13 protein-coding genes are annotated in these 17,325 nt (G+C 62.5%); 1 reads left to right on the forward strand and 12 read right to left on the reverse strand.

Annotated elements, in window-relative coordinates; genetic code table 11:
- Nucleotides 1–48: 48 nt before the first annotated feature.
- The 12 genes from ACVWWD_RS23925 to ACVWWD_RS23980 form a co-directional block, all read right to left on the reverse strand.
- Entirely contained in the window at nucleotides 49–999 is a 951-nt protein-coding gene (locus tag ACVWWD_RS23925; RefSeq protein WP_023769844.1) for an ABC transporter substrate-binding protein, read from the reverse strand.
- A gap of 112 nt (nucleotides 1,000–1,111) precedes the next feature.
- A complete protein-coding gene (locus ACVWWD_RS23930; RefSeq protein ID WP_352548520.1) occupies nucleotides 1,112–1,960 on the reverse strand; it encodes a DUF1194 domain-containing protein in 849 nt (282 codons plus the stop codon).
- Between the two features lie 94 nt (nucleotides 1,961–2,054).
- Complete coding sequence (locus tag ACVWWD_RS23935; protein ID WP_352548522.1) at nucleotides 2,055–4,616, reverse strand: GcvT family protein; 2,562 nt, start codon at nucleotides 4,614–4,616, stop codon at nucleotides 2,055–2,057.
- Between the two features lie 152 nt (nucleotides 4,617–4,768).
- Nucleotides 4,769–5,527: an FkbM family methyltransferase gene (locus ACVWWD_RS23940; RefSeq protein WP_023783092.1), complete on the reverse strand. Its 759-nt coding sequence runs from the start codon at nucleotides 5,525–5,527 to the stop codon at nucleotides 4,769–4,771.
- Nucleotides 5,524–6,756, reverse strand: coding sequence for a hypothetical protein (locus ACVWWD_RS23945; protein ID WP_352548523.1), 1,233 nt, complete (start codon nucleotides 6,754–6,756; stop codon nucleotides 5,524–5,526). Before ACVWWD_RS23945 ends, ACVWWD_RS23940 begins: the two co-directional genes overlap by 4 nt.
- A gap of 21 nt (nucleotides 6,757–6,777) precedes the next feature.
- Nucleotides 6,778–8,250, reverse strand: coding sequence for an aspartate aminotransferase family protein (locus ACVWWD_RS23950; RefSeq protein ID WP_352548525.1), 1,473 nt, complete (start codon nucleotides 8,248–8,250; stop codon nucleotides 6,778–6,780).
- Between the two features lie 61 nt (nucleotides 8,251–8,311).
- The gene (locus tag ACVWWD_RS23955; protein WP_352548527.1) at nucleotides 8,312–9,319 is read right to left on the reverse strand and encodes an NAD-dependent epimerase/dehydratase family protein; all 1,008 of its coding nucleotides are present in this window, start codon (nucleotides 9,317–9,319) and stop codon (nucleotides 8,312–8,314) included.
- Entirely contained in the window at nucleotides 9,316–9,750 is a 435-nt protein-coding gene (locus tag ACVWWD_RS23960) for an EamA family transporter (RefSeq protein WP_352548529.1), read from the reverse strand. Before ACVWWD_RS23960 ends, ACVWWD_RS23955 begins: the two co-directional genes overlap by 4 nt.
- Nucleotides 9,751–9,874: 124 nt before the next feature.
- Entirely contained in the window at nucleotides 9,875–11,224 is a 1,350-nt protein-coding gene (locus tag ACVWWD_RS23965; protein WP_352548530.1) for an FAD-binding oxidoreductase, read from the reverse strand.
- Between the two features lie 2 nt (nucleotides 11,225–11,226).
- Nucleotides 11,227–12,660 carry a UbiA family prenyltransferase gene (locus ACVWWD_RS23970; RefSeq protein WP_023783086.1) on the reverse strand — a complete coding sequence of 478 codons (1,434 nt, stop codon included), beginning with the start codon at nucleotides 12,658–12,660 and terminating at the stop codon, nucleotides 11,227–11,229.
- 224 nt (nucleotides 12,661–12,884) lie between these two features.
- On the reverse strand, nucleotides 12,885–13,148 hold the full coding sequence (locus tag ACVWWD_RS23975) for a hypothetical protein (RefSeq protein WP_015317401.1): 264 nt from the start codon (nucleotides 13,146–13,148) through the stop codon (nucleotides 12,885–12,887).
- A 211-nt stretch (nucleotides 13,149–13,359) separates the two neighbouring features.
- Nucleotides 13,360–15,846: a mechanosensitive ion channel domain-containing protein gene (locus ACVWWD_RS23980; RefSeq protein ID WP_457103450.1), complete on the reverse strand. Its 2,487-nt coding sequence runs from the start codon at nucleotides 15,844–15,846 to the stop codon at nucleotides 13,360–13,362.
- A gap of 197 nt (nucleotides 15,847–16,043) precedes the next feature.
- Between ACVWWD_RS23980 and ACVWWD_RS23985 the strand changes: the two genes are divergently transcribed.
- Nucleotides 16,044–17,303: a sarcosine oxidase subunit beta gene (locus ACVWWD_RS23985; protein ID WP_457103451.1), complete on the forward strand. Its 1,260-nt coding sequence runs from the start codon at nucleotides 16,044–16,046 to the stop codon at nucleotides 17,301–17,303.
- Nucleotides 17,304–17,325: the final 22 nt, after the last annotated feature.

Raw genomic sequence — 17,325 nt, forward strand, 5'->3', positions numbered from 1 at the left:
GAGGCGGCGGCGCTCTGCGCCACCGCACGGTGCCCAGGGGTTGAACCGTCAATTCGCCACGGCGCTGGTGTCGGCCAGTGTGGCGACGTCGGGTGCCTCCTTGATCAGCCCCATCTGCAGCAGCAGATCGCCGGCGGTCTTGGAAAAGTCCTGGAATTCCTTGGTGAAGAACTGCTTGTTCTCGGCCTTGTCGGCCCATTTCAGGTACTTTGCCGAATCCTCGAATTCCTTGGCCGACTGTTTCACGTCGGCGCCCATGATCTCGTAGGATTTCTGCGGCTCCTTCTTGATCATGTCGAGGGCGTCGAAATAGCTGTCGGCAAGCGCCTTGGCGGCGTCGGGATTGGCCTTCAGGAATTCGGGCGTACAGCCGACCGTGTCGAGAACCATCGGATAGTCGAGCGTGGTCGCCAGGATATGGCCCTGGTCGGCCTTGTCGCGCACGGCCGAGATGAAGGGCTCATAGGTGACGGCCGCATCGTTCTGGCCGGCGAGGAAGGCCTGCGCCGCCGCGTCGGGTTCGAGATTGACGACCGTGACATCCTTGGTCGACATGCCGTTCTTGTTCAGCACCCAGGCCAGCAGGAAGTAGGGAGACGTTCCAGGCGCCGAGGAAGCGACGGTCTTGCCCTTGAGATCGGCGACTGTCTTGATGTCGTTGCGCACCACGATGCCATCGGCGCCATAGGATTTGTCGAGCTGGAAAATCTGCTTGGTGGTCACCCCGCTGGCGTTCCAGACCAGCCAGGTCTCGACCGTGGTGGCGGCGCATTGCAGGTCGCCGCTGGCGATGGCGAGCGGACGGCTGGCCTGCGGCACCTTCTTCAAGGTCACGTCGAGCCCATGCTTCTCGAACAGCCCTGCCTGCTTGGCAAGTGTCAGCGGCGCGAATCCGGTCCATCCACTGATGCCGATGGTGAGCGATGTGGCGGCCTTCGCCGGCGCGGACAAGCCCGCGGCAAGCGTCAACGTCGCGGCAAGGACGGTTATTCTGTTCATATCGGTTCCCCTTTTGTTTTTCTGCGGGAAATTGTTCACAGAGCCGATGGGCTTGTCAATCAACAGGACCGTGTTCGCGCGGAAAGCAGCCGGCAACCGGTTTGGTATTGCGCTATCTGGTGTCGGGCATCCAGTTGCGGTTGCGCCACATTTTCTCGCCGACCTGGCAGTCGGCGGCGGGTTTGTCCCGCGCCAGCACCACTGGCGGATGATCCGCCTCCGCCGCCGCCCATTGCCGTGACGCCGGGCCGGCGAGCTCCAGCACCAGCTTGCGGCGGATGGCTTCGGGAAATTGCGTCCAGTCGTTGACCGGGATCATGAAGGCGCCGGGACCGCCGATGACGCAGTCGCTGTAGTAGCGATCGAGATCGTTGACGTCATAGACGCCGGAAAAGCCGCCTCGGGTCATCAGCGGCAGGCCGTTGATGACTATGCCTTGCCTGACCACCCCGTCGCGGGCGAGATTGACCGGCGCGCCCTGGTTGTTTGGCCCGTCGCCCGAAATGTCGATGACGCGCTTGGTTCCCTGGTAGCCGCTTTCGGCGAAAAGGTCGCTGCCGAACTCCAGCGCGCCGGAGATCGAGGTGCGCCGCGCGCTGTTGGGCGGCTGAGCCGACAATTGCGCCACCACCCGCTCCGCGTCGGCCCGGGTCGCGATCGCTGTCCACGGCACGATGACGCGTTGCCAGTTGGTGCCGGCCCATTCGACATAGGTGACGGCGATCTTGCCATAGGCGCCATCGGCAATCGCCTGCAGCACATTGTCGTGCGTCAGCGCCGCCGCGTAGCCATGACGCTGGATCTCGAGCTCGTCGGCCGACATTGACAGCGACACGTCCACCGCCAGCACCAACTCGACATCGACCGGCTCGTCGGCGCGGGCCGTTGGCGCCAGCCAGAACGTAACCGCCAGCGCAACGGCGCTCGAAAGCAGATGTCTTGCAGTGCCAAAACCAGACATGCCGCAAGGGTAAGCCAGAATCGACAGCTGAAAAAGAGAAAAGCCCGACCTGGGCCGGGCTCATCCAAACACGCGCGAAATTCTTGGCGAAGGCTCAGCTCCGCGGCTTGAGATTCTCCGGGTCGTAAAGCGGCTTGTAGCCGACACTGGCGACTTCAACCGGATAGGTCTCACCGAAATACTCGACCTTGAGCTTGCGGCCCTCCTGGGCATAGGCCCAGGGCAGATAGGCGAGCGCGATGTTCTTGCCGATCGTCGGGCCATAGGCGACCGATGTCGTGAAGGAGCGGCGACCGAGTTCGTCGACCAGCGTTTCCCCGCTCTCGGGGTCCATCACCGGCATGATGCCGACGGGATAACGGGCGACACCCCTGGAATCCTTGTTCTCGGTCATCACCAACGTGCATAGCATCGCCGGCTGGTGCGCGCGCTCACGATACTCCAAATGCTTGGCCTTGCCGCAGAAATCGTTCTCCTTGACCCTCGGGCGGGCGAGATCGGCTTCCAGCAGATTATACTCGGTCAAGAGGTCGGCATTCTGCAGCCGCAGGCTCTTCTCCATGCGGCGCGTATTGGCGTAGGTCTCGACGCCGAATGGCATGACACCGGTCGAGCGCAGCGCGTCCCAGACGGCGAGACCATCCTCGTAGCGCATATGCAGTTCCCAGCCCTGCTCGCCGACATAGGAGATACGGAACGCCGTAACGTCCTTGCCGCCGATCCGGACCGGCTTGATCGCCGCGAACGGAAAATTCTCCGGCGAAAGCCCATCCGGGCTCTCGACCACCTTTTGCAACGTCGTGCGGGCATTCGGCCCCCAGATGCCGATGGTGACGTACTTCTCGGTCACGTCGGTGATGGTGACGTCGAACCCTTTGTCCTGAGCCGTGCGGCGCATGTACTGGAAGTCGCGCGGGCCGGCGTCGGCGCCGTCGATCAGCCGGCAGCGGTCGGCCATGCGGATCACCGTGAAGTCGGCGCGCACCCTGCCTTCCTCATCGAGGAAGTGGGTATAGATGCCCTTGCCGATGTTGTTGTCGCCGCCGATCTTGGCCGCGCACAGCCATTCCAGCAGCGCGACATGGTCGGGCCCTTCGATGTCATACATCGAGAAATGCGAGAGGTTCACGATGCCGCAATCTTCGCTCATCGCCAGATGCTCGGCGTTGGAGACACGCCAGAAATGGCGGTTGTCCCATTCGTTCTCGCGCACCGGCACGCGGTTGCCATACTTCTCAAGCAGTTGCTCGTTGGCGGCATAGCCATGCGCACGCTCCCATCCGCCCAGCTCCATGAAATAACCGCCGAGTTCCTTTTCACGCTCCCAGAACGGCGAGCGCCTGATGTTGCGGGCCTTGGAGAAGGGTTCACGCGGATGCACCGCCGGGTTGTAAACCTTCATCGCCGTCTCGGTGCAGCGATCCCAGATGAATTGTTCCTCGGTCTGGTGCGGATAGAAGCGCGCATAGTCGATGGCGTGGTGGTCGATCGCGGTGCGGCCGTCCGTCATCCAGTCGGCGATCAGCTTGCCCATGCCAGGGCCGTCCTTGACCCAGATGGCGACAGCGTACCACAGGCCCCTCACCTTCTGGCTCTCGCCCATGGAAGGGCCGCCATCGGCCGTCACCTGCAGCAGGCCGTTGAAGGAATGGCTTTCATTATAGCCGAGTTCGCCCAGGATCGGCGTCAGTTCCATGGCGCGCTCGAGCGGCGCCAGGATCTGCTCCATATCGAGATCACGCTGCGACGGCGACAGCCGTGCCTGGTCCTTCTCCAGCAGGTCGCGCGGATGGCAGAGGCGCGGATTGGTCTCTTCGTAGTAACCCCATTCTATCTGGCCCCCCTCGGCGGTCTTGGGATCGCCGGTGTCGCGCATATAGGCCGAGTTGCCTTGGTCGCGCAGCAGGGGCCAACCGATCTCCTTGCCGGTGCCGGCGAACTCGGTATATGGGCCGAAGAAGGTCAGCGGATGGTCGATCGGCATGACCGGCAGGTCCTCGCCGACCATCTCGGCGATCAGCCGGCCCCAGATGCCGGCGCAGACGATGACATAGTCGGCCTCGATCGTGCCGCGGTCGGTCACCACGGCACTGATGCGGCCGTCCTTGACCACGAGCGACTTCGCCGGCGTGTTGGCGAAGGATTTGAGCTTGCCGGACGCTTCCGCCTGGTCGACCAGCTTGCCGGCAACGGTCTGCGAGCGCGGAATAACGAGGCCGGCATCCGGATCCCATAGGCCGCCCTGCACCAGATCCTGTTCGATGAGCGGGAATTTTTCCTTGATCTCGGCGGGATCGATCAAACGGGCGCGTGTGCCGAACGCCTTGGCCGAGGCGATCTTGCGTTTGATCTCGTCCATGCGTCCGTCGTCGCCGACACGGGCGACCTCGAGGCCGCCGACGCGCGCGTAATGACCCATTTTCTCGTAGAAGTCGATGGAATAGAGCGTCGTCCAGCACGACAGGAAATCGTGGCTGGTGGTGTAGCAGAAATCGGAAGCGTGCGCGGTCGAGCCGATATCGGTGGGAATGCCCGACTTGTCGATGCCGACAATGTCGTCCCAGCCGCGCTCGATCAGGTGATGGGCGATCGATGCGCCGACAATGCCGCCGAGGCCAATGATGACGACCTTCGCCTTTTTCGGAAACTCTGCCATTGCCCGCGACTCCAGAATGCTGTTGCGGGCGGCGTCGGCGCCCGTCTGATCGGGGCACAATATGCAGGCGACGGGGACGGCGCTACCGCCTGTTTGCGACACGCCTCGGATGCGGCGCGACCCCTCCGCAAATCAGGAAAAACATCTACTCGTCAGGCGAAAGCCCAGACGTCCTCGGCCTGGAAGCCGACCTGGTAGCCCGCTGTCTTCAGCTTGACCACCACCTGTCCGATCTCCGGCGCGGGCAGCGCACCAACCTCGACCTTGATCATGCCGGGACGATAGCGCTTGAGGTCGAGTTGCTCGAACACGATCCAGTCGGCGCCTTCGCAATCGACGAGGAAGGCGTCGATATGGGTGACGCCGTTGCGGTCGAGCAATGTCTGCAAGGTCTCCGACGGCACCTCAATGTCTTTCAGATGCGGCGCGAACTTGTTGAAGTTGGCGTCGGCCTCGCCCCAGGCATTCTTGCCCGACATCAAATTGGTGTCGGTCACCGACGAGCAGCCGATGAACTCGATCGGCAGCGTGCCGGCTTCCAGTGCGGCAGCGTCAAAGGTGTGGACGGTGATCGTGCCTTTTGTTCGCGTCACCGCGACGGGTTCGATGACGAAGCGGTCCGTGTCAGGGTAATTGGCGCGCAGCCGTTTCTGGTTGTACGGGATCGGCTCGACCAGCATGGCGCGGGCCCTTGGAATGCGGTGCAGCCACGGCGTCACGTCATCGAACAGTGCGCCATCGCAGGCGCCGACATTGACCATCTGGAATGGCCGGCCGGTATCACCGAAGCGTGCCTTCAGCGCCGCCTTGGCCAAAAACTTGGTGCCGCGCAGCGAAGGCCCGCGATCGAGCAGGCCGGCGGGAAGGCCGAGCGACAGGGCAATGCGCGCCAGGTTGGAAACTGAACTCATGATTTGTCTCCTGGTATGATGTGCAGGGCGGCGCGGTGCTGGACGCCGGCGACCTCCGCCCACAACGCCATGAAAGGCGGTGCCAGCAGCAGGAATGGCGGGATCAGATGCGGGAAATAGATGCGCGTGTCGTGAATCGGGAAGACGCTGAATTTGGCCAGCGCACCGAGCACCAGCGCGGCAAACAGAATGCCCGCGCGGCGACCGAGCCTGAAGCCGGCGCGGTGGGCCGCGAACCACCCGGCCAGCGCCAGAACCGAGACTCCGACCCAGCTGTTAAGGTTGATGGCGCGCAGCAGCGAGGCGGCAAACGCCCGGAGATAGGCAGTGGCGGAAAAAGCCGGCTCGAACCCGTCCATATTGTAGTGTTGCCCGATACTGGAAAACCACAGATGCGGCCACCAGCCGGGATGATGGGCCCAGTGCGAAATGGCGAAATACGCGGCGAGCGAAGCGGCAAACCCGACCAGCGCGCCCCAGGCCCTCTGCCGGAACAGGACCAGCAGCACAGCGAAAACGGCGAGAAAAACTATGTTGTCCGGCCGCACCATGAAGGCGAGGAAGAGCAGGATCGCCGTCGCCGCCTCGCGGCCTCGGACATAAGCGAAGAGACCGCCGAGCAACAGCGCCGAGGTAAGCAGGTCCGGTGTCGAAGCGCGCGCGGCGTCGCCGAAATCGGCCATGATCAGCACCGCGCCGACCACCGGTGCCAACGCCAATGCCTTTTCCCCGCGCAGCCAAAGCAGCGTGATCGCGCCGAACAGCAGGACCGAAAACACCTGCACCAGTCGCATCGCTTCGACTGGCGACATTACGGAACTCAGCGTCGACAGGATTTCGGCATAGAGGAACTTGATCCGGTACATGCTGAGCAACGAATGGAAGTCGGCGGCGTTCTGCGCCATGTGGCTGCGGAAACCGCCGCCATCGTCGGTCAGCGCCTTGTAGTCGCCCGCCGAGACACCCGATTTGACGGTGTTGTAGGCGTAGTCATGCAGCGCCTGCGCATCCGGGTAGGTGCCCTCCTCCGATATTGCGAGATAGGGCAGCATGTCCCAGTTGGCGTCGGGCATCACCCAGGCCGTGAACGCCGTCAAAAGCATATAGAGGGCGAAGGCAGCCGCACCGATCGGAGCCGCCAGCCGCGCATAGGTCCCCTCGCCCCACGCCAGACCGGCCTCGGCGAGCCGGTCGAGTGGATTTTGCGGAGCGGGCAACTTGGTCAGCATGTCTTCTCAGCGACGTTCGTTTCAGCGGACTTGGCTTTTGACGAAATCCTTCACGATCGCCACGATGCCGCGCGACAAGAGACCGTCGAAGGCATCGACGAAGCGGTCGACATGCTCGCGCCGGCAGATCAGCGGCGGCTCGAGCCGGATGACATTGCGGTTGTATTCGGTGAAGGCGACGAGCACGTCGTAGTCGCGCAGCAGCAGCGCGCCGACGAAACCGGACAGCGAACCCTTCAGCTTGTCGTCGAGCACGCTGACGATGGGGCGCAGCACCATCGGCAAGGTCTGCGAGAAGTCGTGGAACTCCAGCCCCACCATGAAACCCTTGCCGCGCACGTCCTTGATGATCTTCGGGTATTTTTCCCTGAGTGTCTGCAGCCGCTGCAGCAGGTACTCGCCGGTGACGGCGGCGTTGTCGATCAGCCCCTCGTCGTAAAGCACGTTGATGCCCTCGATCGCAGTGGCACACGCCTCGCCCATGCCGCCGAAAGTGGCCATGGCGTGGATCATCGCCGTCTTCGGCGTGCCGTAGGCCTTCATGTAGATTTCGCGGCGCGCAATCATCGCGCCGACAGCGGCCTTGCCGGCGCCCAGCGATTTGGCCAGTGCCGTCACATCGGGCACGACACCATGATGCTCGAAGGCATAGAAGCGGCCCGAGCGGCCATAGCCGCACTGCACTTCGTCGGCGACCCACAGCACACCATGCTGGTCGCACAGCGCCCGCAGCTTCTGCCAGTATTCAGTCGGCGCCTGGATGATGCCACCGCCGCCCTGGATGGTTTCCAGCACGATGACGCCGATCTCCGGATCGGAGCGGAACAGGCGCTCTACGGCCTCGATATCGGCGAAGGGAATGCGGACGGTGTTGTCGGCCATCCTGAAGTCGGCGCGATAGAGCTGGCCGTCGGTGATGCCCAGTACACCCTTGGTCTTGCCGTGGAATGAATTCTCGGCATAGACGATTTTCGGTCGCTTCGGGCCGGCGGCACGCTCGGCAAGCTTCACCGCCGCTTCCATCGCTTCCGAGCCGGACGAGCCCAAAAACACCATGTCGAGATCGCCAGGCGAACATTTGGCGATGTTGTGCGCCAACGCGGCCGCATATTGCGACATGAAGGCGATGGCGATTTCCTGCCGCTTTTCCTCCTGGAATTTTTTGCGTACTTCCAGAATGCGCGGATGGTTGTGGCCAAAGGCCAGCGACCCGAAGCCGCCGAAGAAATCGAGGATCTTGCGGCCCTTCTGGTCGATGTAGAACATGCCCTCAGCACGTTCGATCTTGATCTTGTGGAAGCCGAGCAGCTTCATGAAATGCAGCTGGCCGGGGTTGAGATGCGCCTTGAACAGGTCGGTCATCCCTGCGATATCCATCGACTTGGCCTGCTCGACGCTGATCAGATCGGGCTTGGCGGTGGTGGCGGGCGACAGTGTCGGCGCGCTGACCAGGGTGCGCGTATTCGTCTGTTCCGGCTTGGCCATGACGGTCATTTCAATCTCCTGTTCGCGCCCGAGACTGGCGTCGTGCGCAATAAACTTTTTGGGCGCGCCCCTATTCGGCGGGCACATGTTTGGTGGCGACGGCGGGCCCGGCCTTCTTGGCGCGGTATTCGCTGTAGGCGGCGATCAGCATGTCCTCGTCGCGGTACCGCGGCACCCAGCCGAGCTGCCGCTCGGCCTTGGACACGTCGAGCACGCAGTCCTCGTCGGCGATGAGATATTGCTCCGGATCCATGATCGGCATGTTTACGAGGTCGAGCAGGTCGAGCGTGCGCTTGACCGCCCAGCCGGGTGTAGGCAGCAGGATCGACTTCGATCCGGCATGCCGGATCAGGTCGCCAAGCAATTTCTTCACCGGCGGCGGATTGAGCGACCCGAGATTATAGGCCTCGTTGGGCACACCGGCCTTCCACGCGGCGCGCGCCGCCTCGGCGCAGTCGAACACCGAGATGAACTGATAAGGGTTGCGGCCCGAACCGATCATCGGCACGGGAAAGTTCCAGTCGATCAGCTTGAACAGCTTTTCGAGGATGCCGAGCCGGCCGGGGCCGATGATAAGGCGCGGGCGAAACAGCGAGATCGACATGCCGCGCTTGCGCCATTCGGCGGCCAGTTCCTCGGTCTTCTGCTTCGACCAGCCATATTCGCCGAGCGGCGCGACCGGGTGCTCCTCGGTCATCGGCTGGGTAACGGTGTGACCATAGATCATGTCGGTCGTATAGTGGACGAGCCTGGGGGCACCAGCCTTGTCCATGGCCTGCAGGATGTGCTCGGTGCCGTGGAAATTGACCGGAAAGAAGAAGTCGTGTCGCTTCGCCCGCACCTGGATCGGCGACAGCATCTTGGCCGATAAATTGTAGACCATGTCGTCGGCCTTCAGCCCGACCGCGGCAACCGAGCCTTGGTCGGTGACGTCGCACTTGATGAAGCGGACAGTGCGGTAATGCGCAAGGTCGCTCCTGGCGATGTCGGCGACGACAACCTCTTCACCGTCGGCCACAAGCTTCGGCGCCAGGTGACGGCCAACAAAGCCGTCACCCCCGAAAATCACATGTCTCATCGAACGATCTCGTTTGCTTGTATCTTGTCGGGCGTAATGGAAGCGCTCTGGTCTTCATGCCCTCGCCCACTTTGCGCGATCAGCACCGTGCCTACGCAGATCAAGGCAATGCCGGCGATGCGCCAACCATTCAGGTCCTCCCGGAAGACGAAATAGGCAAAGATCGCGACCGCGACGTAAGCCAGGCTCAGAAACGGATAGGCGAAGGAAAGCTCGACCTTGGAAAGCACGTAGAGGTGCGAGGCCATCGAAATGACGAAGGTGCACAGGCCAAGGAAGACCCAGGGGCTGAAGACGATCTGCAACAGCTTGATCAGCGGATTGGTGCCCTCGAATGAAATCGGTCCGAGCGACATCATGCCTTGCTTCAGCATCAGCTGCGCAGCAGCATTTGTCATGACCGTAAACAAAATGAAGAAGATATATTTCATGTAGTCCGCCGCCCCTGTGATATTATGTAATACAAATCTGAAAAATTTCGTGAACCCGCAAGACATTTTTTTGGTTAAATGTTGAGGTTAAGCATTCGTAAACCACAATTCATTCTAAGTTTACCTATTCGGCCGCCTCTGCATCGCGCCACCGCAGGTCGATACTCCCGGCCGTGCGCGCCCAGAAGCCGGACATGAAGGCGGGATCGCGCAGCGCTTCCAGCCTCGGCCACTCCGGGAACGAAGCGACGAAGGTTGCAGCACTCATGCGCGCATCCTTGTAAGGATTGACCGCCCCACCAGCCGCGATCGTCATGCGATCGAGTTCGCCGAGCAGGGCAAGCGTCGCCGCTCCCCTGTTGGGGAAGTCCAGCGTCAGCGTGTAACCCGGACGAGGGAACGACAGCAGTGCCGGCGAGCGGACCCCGCCGAAGCGCTTCAAGACGGTGAGGAACGACCCCTGCCCAGCCTGCCTGGCCGCCGTGAGCAGTGCCGGCACGATTGCGCGCGCGGCCTCTTCCGGGACCACGCTCTGATGCTGGAACAGACCTTTCGGGCCATAGAGCCTGTTCCAGTCGCGCACACCGTCGAGCGGGAAGAAGAAGCCCTGGTATCCGACCCGGCGCGGCGCGTTGGACTGCCCCTTTTTCCACCTGTAGGCTGCGTTGAAAGCGGTCAGGAACGGTCGGCCGAGCACGTTGAAAGGCGGCTGGAGCGGAACGGAGAATTTCGCGCTCGCACGCGCGGCCGCGTGCGAGCCGTGCTCGGCGTGGTTGCCGGTAAACAGCAGCCCCCGTCCGCTGTTGCGGCCACCGGCGAGCTGGTCGATCCAGGCGACGGCATATTCATTGGCCTGGTCCGCCGCTTCGGCAAGATCGAAATATTCGCGGAGGTCGCGAAAACGCGTCGTCTTTTCCACGATATCGAGCGACGAAACCCGCATCAGGCGGATCGAAGCCGACAGGATCAGGCCGGTGAGGCCCATGCCGCCGATGGTCGCCCGAAACAGGCGCGGATTGTCGGTCGCAGAGCAGCGATAGCTGTGTCCATCCGACCGAAGCAGCGTGAAGCTTTCCACATGGCAACCGAACGTGCCGCGCCGGTGATGGTTCTTGCCATGGACATCGTTGGCAATGGCGCCGCCGAGCGTGACGAATTGTGTGCCGGGCACCACCGCCGGGAAGAAGCCATGAGGCGCGGCATGTGCAATGACATCCGCGAGCAGCACCCCGGCATCCGCTTCGAGCAGACCGCTCTCGGCGTTGAAGCCGCGAATGCGGTTCAGGGGCCGCATGTCGACGACAGTGCCGAGCTGGTTCTGGCAGGAATCGCCGTAGGATCGGCCGTTGCCATAGGCAAGCAGCGACGCTTGCCTGGCCTGGCCGCCCTTCAGCAGCGCAATGGCGTCATCGGCGTGGATCGCCCTTGCCGCTGGCGGCGTGGCCAGGCCAAAGCTCTGGAGGCGTTCCGCCATGCCTACCAGCCCCCGATGACCAGCAGCACCGCGCCGATCGCCACCACGATCTGGCTGCGCCAGTCGCGAATGATGAAGACGACCGGATCGTCGTGCATTTCGTCGCGGCGCGCCAGGATCCAGACACGCATGGTGAGATAAAGCACGATCGGCGCCAGCGGCCAGATCAGCCAGGGATGCGGATAGAGTTCGCGCACCGCGACGCTGTCCATGTAGAGCGCCAGCACCAGCGCCGAGGAGAACGCCGAAGCCATGCCGGCCTGGGCGACAATCTCCTGGTCTTCGGTGCGATAGCCGCGGCCGGCAATGCGTTCGCCGGGCGGAATGGCTGTGGTGCGCAATTCGACAAAGCGCTTCACCAGTGCCAGCGACAGGAAGAAGAAGATCGAGAAGGCGAGCAGCCAGAACGAGACGTCGACGCCTGTGGCGGCCGCGCCGGCGAGCACACGAATGGTGTAGAGACCGGCAAGCGTCAGCACGTCGACCAGAAGCATGCGCTTGAACGATAGCGAATAGGCCGTGGTGACGACCATGTAGCCACCGAGCACAGCCAGGAATTCAAGCGACAGGAACAGCCCGGTGCCGACGCCGATCGCCAGCAGCACCGCGATTGCGCCAAGGCCGAACGGAATAGACAGCGCACCGCTGGCGAACGGCCTGTTGCGCTTGGTCAGATGCTTGCGGTCGAGCGCAAGGTCGAAGAAATCATTGAGGATATAGATCGCCGACGCCACCGCGCTGAACGAGATGACCGCCAGCAGGCATTCCCAGATCATGTTTGAATTGAAGTATTCGTGCGACAGCATCATCGGCACGGCGATCAGCGAATTCTTCAGCCACTGGTGGACGCGCAGCATCTTGACGATGGTCCGCAATGTCGGCTTGGGCGCCGGCATCGTTTCGGCACCATGCGCCGCCTGCCAGCGCGCGGCATGACGGTCCGGCGCCACCACGATCGCGCTGCGCGCCGCGTCGAAGACCTGGAGGTCATGGCGGCTGTTGCCGGCATAGTCGAAACCGGCATCGCCATAGGCCGCAAGGAGCGAGGCTCGCTTCTTTCCCGAAGTGAGATTGTCGAGGCCCTCGGTGGCCAGTACCCGGTCGAAAATGCCGAGATGGACAGCAATGGCGTCGGCGAACTTGCGCGGCGTGCCGGTGGCCAGTACGAGCTTGCGGCCTTCGGCGTGCTCGGTGCGGAGCCGGTCGAGCAGTGGCGCCCGATAGGGCAGCGTGGCGGGGTCGATGTCGATGCGTTGGGCGATCGCCTGCTTCAGCCGCGCCGGTCCGCCGGCAACCCAGAAAGGCACCAGGAAGAAATAGAGCGGGTTCTTCTTGAGGAGGATGAACAATCCTTCCCATAAAAGGTCCGTCGCGATCAGCGTGCCGTCGAGATCGACCGCAAGCGGTATTGCGTTCCTGTCCGACCGCGCGTCCATGCCCGTCCTGCCCTGCCAGCGTCCGATCCGGAAACCGGAACCCGTTGAGCGCCGTGTTTCGGCGTCTTGATGCTGGTATAGCGGGGGATCGCCTAGCGAACATTAAAACGTACGGTTGCAAAGGGCTGCCGCTGCCGTATTTCCATCGTCATTGTTAAACAACAGCTACCGGAAACGATAAAAGGCCGAGCAAACGCCCGGCCTTTCCAATCATGCGACCGAGATTACTTGATGCGGGCGACGCCGCCTGAAATCTCCACGGTTTCCGAACCGGTCAGCGCTTCAAGGTCGCCATTGGGCAAGGTGACAAAACAGCCACTCTGACAGAACTCGACGGTTTCACCGCCAGCCAGCGCAAGCTCGGTCTTGCTGCCGCCCTCGGTCACGACCAGCGTGCGTGTCTCGGCGTCCTTGTTGACCGCGCTAGCGGCATGGGCCGAGCCGCTCACCGCGAGCAAGGCCACGGCAGCGACGAGAGACTTCCACATTTGCAATATCGGTGTTCCCACCGCCTCTGTTGCATTTCCACAAGGCATTCTCGCCTTTGCATGGGAACTTATATGAGATGGAAGCTGAACCGCAACTGAATGCCGCATTCATGCCGCAATTGGCTTTGGCTTTCGCACATACCCCCGTCAACCTGGCCGCGCGGCAATGCGGTGTTGTCGGCAATGGCAGCCCGGCAGGAGGATCCAGAGCCTAATCCGGATCGGGTTTCTTCGACTTGCGCTGCTTCGGCAGCTTTTTCGCTTCGGCCTCGGCTTGCGCCTTGGCCTCTTCCCGTTCGGCGAAATCGGCCTCGATCTTGTCGTCGTCGGTCGGCCATGCCACGTGCTTCTTGGCCTCGACGACCGCGCGCGGCGTGGACGGGATTTCGATGTGCTGGTCGTCGAATCTTTCCAGCACGGTGAAGCGGACGTCGTTCTGCACGATGTTGCCGTTCATCACATCGGCCAGGAACACGCGGATCTCGAATTCGAGTGCGGCGGGTCCAAAATTGGAAAACAAGACGAAAGGCTCGGGGTTCTTCAGCACCAGCGGATGGCTGCGCGCGATATCCAGCAGCACCGCGTGGACCTGCTTGACGTCGCTGCCATAGGCGACGCCCACCTTGATGTCGATGCGACCGAGCTTGTTGCGGTGCGTCCAGTTGCCGACGGCGTTGTTGATCAGGTTCGAATTGGGCAGGATCACCGACTGCCGCTGGAAAGTCTCGATCTCCGTGGCACGCACGCTGATCTTCTTGACCGTGCCGCTGACGTCGCCGGCCACGATCCAGTCGCCGACCTTGAACGGCCGCTCGGCCAAAAGGATCAGGCCGGAGACGAAATTCGACACCACATTCTGCAGGCCAAAGCCGATACCGAGGGAAAGAGCACCCGCGACCAGCGCCAGGCTGGAAAGGTCGATGCCGGCCGCCGAGATGCCGACCAGCGCGGCGAGTGCCACGCCGGCATAGCCGACCGCCAGCCGGATCGAGTTGCGCACACCGGCGTCGACCTTGCCGCGCGCCATGACCGAGCCGTCAAGCCAGCCCTGGAACCAGCGCGTCAGGAAATAGCCGATGACGAAGACGACGATGCCCGACAGGATGCCGGTGACCGAAATGGTCACCGAACCGATATTGATTCCGGTGGCGAGCTTGTACGCCCACGCCTCGATATCGCCGGGCTGGAAGCCCCACATCAAAAGGATCAGCGGCAGAAACACCAGCACTATCATCACGTTGATGGCAATGCTGACGACAAGGCCGAGCTGGTCGAGTGCGGTATCTTCATAGCTGGAATTGGCCGACAGCCAACGCCCGACCGAGGTGTTGGCGAAAGCACCCTCCTCGCCGATCGCCTGCGCCGACAGGAAGCCGATATAGGCCGTTATCAACGCGGTGCCTGTGACCACGACTTGTAGCGAGACGAACAGAGCAAGGCCGATATACCCGAGCAGCGCCGCGATGATGGTGAAAAGCCCCAGCCCGAGCGAGGTGTAGCGCAGCCAAGCCGGCCATGGGCGCCAGCTTCCGTCACGCGCCCTGAACGGCCTCAGCATTGCCATCAGGATCAGGATAACGCCGACGATGATGGTGGCGACGAAACTGCGCGCGATGGTCAGCGACAGCGGCGACCCCATCTTGTCGTTCACGACCGACAGGAAGGTGTTGAAGCTGATCACCACGGCCATGGCGGTGGTCAGGCGGACCAGCCAGCGCGCCGGCCCGGTTTCGACGGGGATGAGCCGCCAGTTGGGCAAACGCGGTTCGAGTGCCGCGTTGGTCAGCCGATTGACACAGAACACCACGCCGATGACGGTGGCCAACGCATTGAGGAAGAGGCCAATATCGCCGCGCAACACGTTGTAGTAATTGAAGAAGAAGATCGTCGAGCCGAGAAAGGCGGCCACCGCCAGCGTCGGCAGCAAGGTCGACCAGAAGGCCACCGACAGGCGGCTGAGATAGGATGGGTCCTCATTGGTCGGATCGGCCTCGAACACCCGCCCGAACAGGCGCCTCCCGCCGACCAGCAGCACCAGCGCCAGGCCGAGCGCCACGAAAGTCGCCGCCAGGATAGCCTGGAACTTGAACTTGATGGCGAAGCTCAGCCAGGACGACACCGCCTTGTAGAAATTGCCGAACTCGTCGCGCGCATCGGAAAACACCTGCGGGCTCAACGCGTCCGAGAGCACGTAGCGCTTGGTCAAAAGATTGCGGAACAGCGCGCTGCGCATGTTGCCGATCTTGTCGATCAGCCCGCTGACGCGGATCGACAGGGATTGAGCTTGCGCGATGACCGCGTTGATCTCGGCCTTTTCGGATGTCAGCCCCTCGCGTTCGGCGCTGACGATGCCGGGTTCAGCCGGTTGGCCGGAGGCGGGCGGCGGCCCGAGCTGTTCGAGCCTGCTGTTGATTTCGCCCAGCCGTGTGCGGAACGCCAGCGCGCTGGTCAGCGATTGCCGTGACAATTCCTCGAGCTGCAGGCGGATGTCGACGAGGTTGCTGTCGTCCTCGCCATCCTGCTGTATCTGCTTCTCGAAATTGTCGGCCTTTGTCGCCAGGCCCTGAATGATCTTTTGCTGGTCGGCGACCAGTCCGGCGGGCGCCTGGCCAACGCCTTGCGCCGCCGCCTCGAACGACAGCGGCGCCGAAACGACAAGCGCCAGGACCAGGATGAGGCGAAGCAATCGAAAAAACATGATGAATAGGCGACTCGCGGGCGGCAAAGGCATCAAAAAGCCTGTCCTTGATAAAGACGGCCATATCATGGGGCAAGTCACCGCGACGATCGCGCTCCTCAAGCGTCGGCCAGTCGAAAGGCGATGGCGCAATATTGGCTTTGCATCAGCCCCCTGCTCTATAGTCTGCCGCATCGCCCGCAACGGACATCATACACATGGCAGAGTACTCGGCCCTTTCGCTGCTCGCGAACGCGCTCAAGGGAAACAAGGACTGGAAGCCGGCCTGGCGCAAGCCGGATCCGAAGGCCTCCTACGACGTCATCATCATCGGCGGCGGCGGGCATGGGCTGGCGACCGCCTACTATCTAGCCAAGGAACACGGCATCACCAATGTCGCGGTGCTGGAGAAAGGCTGGCTGGGGTCCGGCAATGTCGGCCGCAACACCACGGCCGTTCGCTCGAATTACCTGCTGCCCGCCAACACCCGCTTCTACGAACATTCTATGAAGCTGTGGGAAAACCTGTCGCACGAGCTCAATTACAATGTCATGTTCTCGCAGCGCGGCTGCCTGAATCTGGCGCACACGCCGGCTCAGTTCGACGACTACGCAAGACGCGGCAACGCGATGTGCCATCTCGGCGTCGATGCGGAATTGATGACACCAGCCGAGATCAAGCGCCTGATCCCGGCGCTTGACATCTCCAATGATGCACGCTTTCCCGTGGTCGGCGGCCTGATGCAGCGGCGGGCCGGCACCGCCCGGCACGATGCCGTCGCCTGGGGCTATGCGCGCGGCGCAGACCGGCGCGGCGTCGACATCATCGAGAATTGCGAGGTCACCGGTTTCCTGCGCGACGGCGACCGGGTTACCGGCGTTGCCACCTCGCGCGGCGATATCAGGGCCAAGAAGGTAGCGGTCGCGGTGGCTGGCAGCACCGGACGGGTCATGCAACTCGCCGGCGTCGAGACGATGCCGATCGAAAGCCATGTGCTGCAGGCCTTCGTCACCGAATCGCTGAAACCCTTCATCGACACGGTCGTGACCTTCGGCATGGGCCATTTCTACATGTCGCAGTCCGACAAGGGCGGCCTTGTCTATGGCGGCGACATCGACGGCTACAACAGCTACGCTCAGCGCGGCAACCTGCCCATCGTTGACGAGGTGATGAGCGAGATGCTGGCCCTTTTCCCGGGCCTTCCGCGTGTGCGCATGCTGCGCTCCTGGGGCGGCGTCTGCGACATGTCGATGGACGGCTCGCCGATCATCACCATGGGGCCCCTGCCCGGCATGTATCTCAATTGCGGCTGGTGCTATGGCGGCTTCAAGGCAACGCCCGCTTCCGGCTGGTGCTTTGCCTGGACCATCGCCAAGGATCAACCGCACGATTTCAACGCCCCGTTCACGCTGGACCGCTTTCATCGCGGGCTGGTGATCGACGACAAGGGCCAGGGTGCAAACCCGAGGCTTCACTAGACAAGGCTTCATTAGGAACATT

The organism is Mesorhizobium sp. URHB0026, assembly GCF_054059755.1.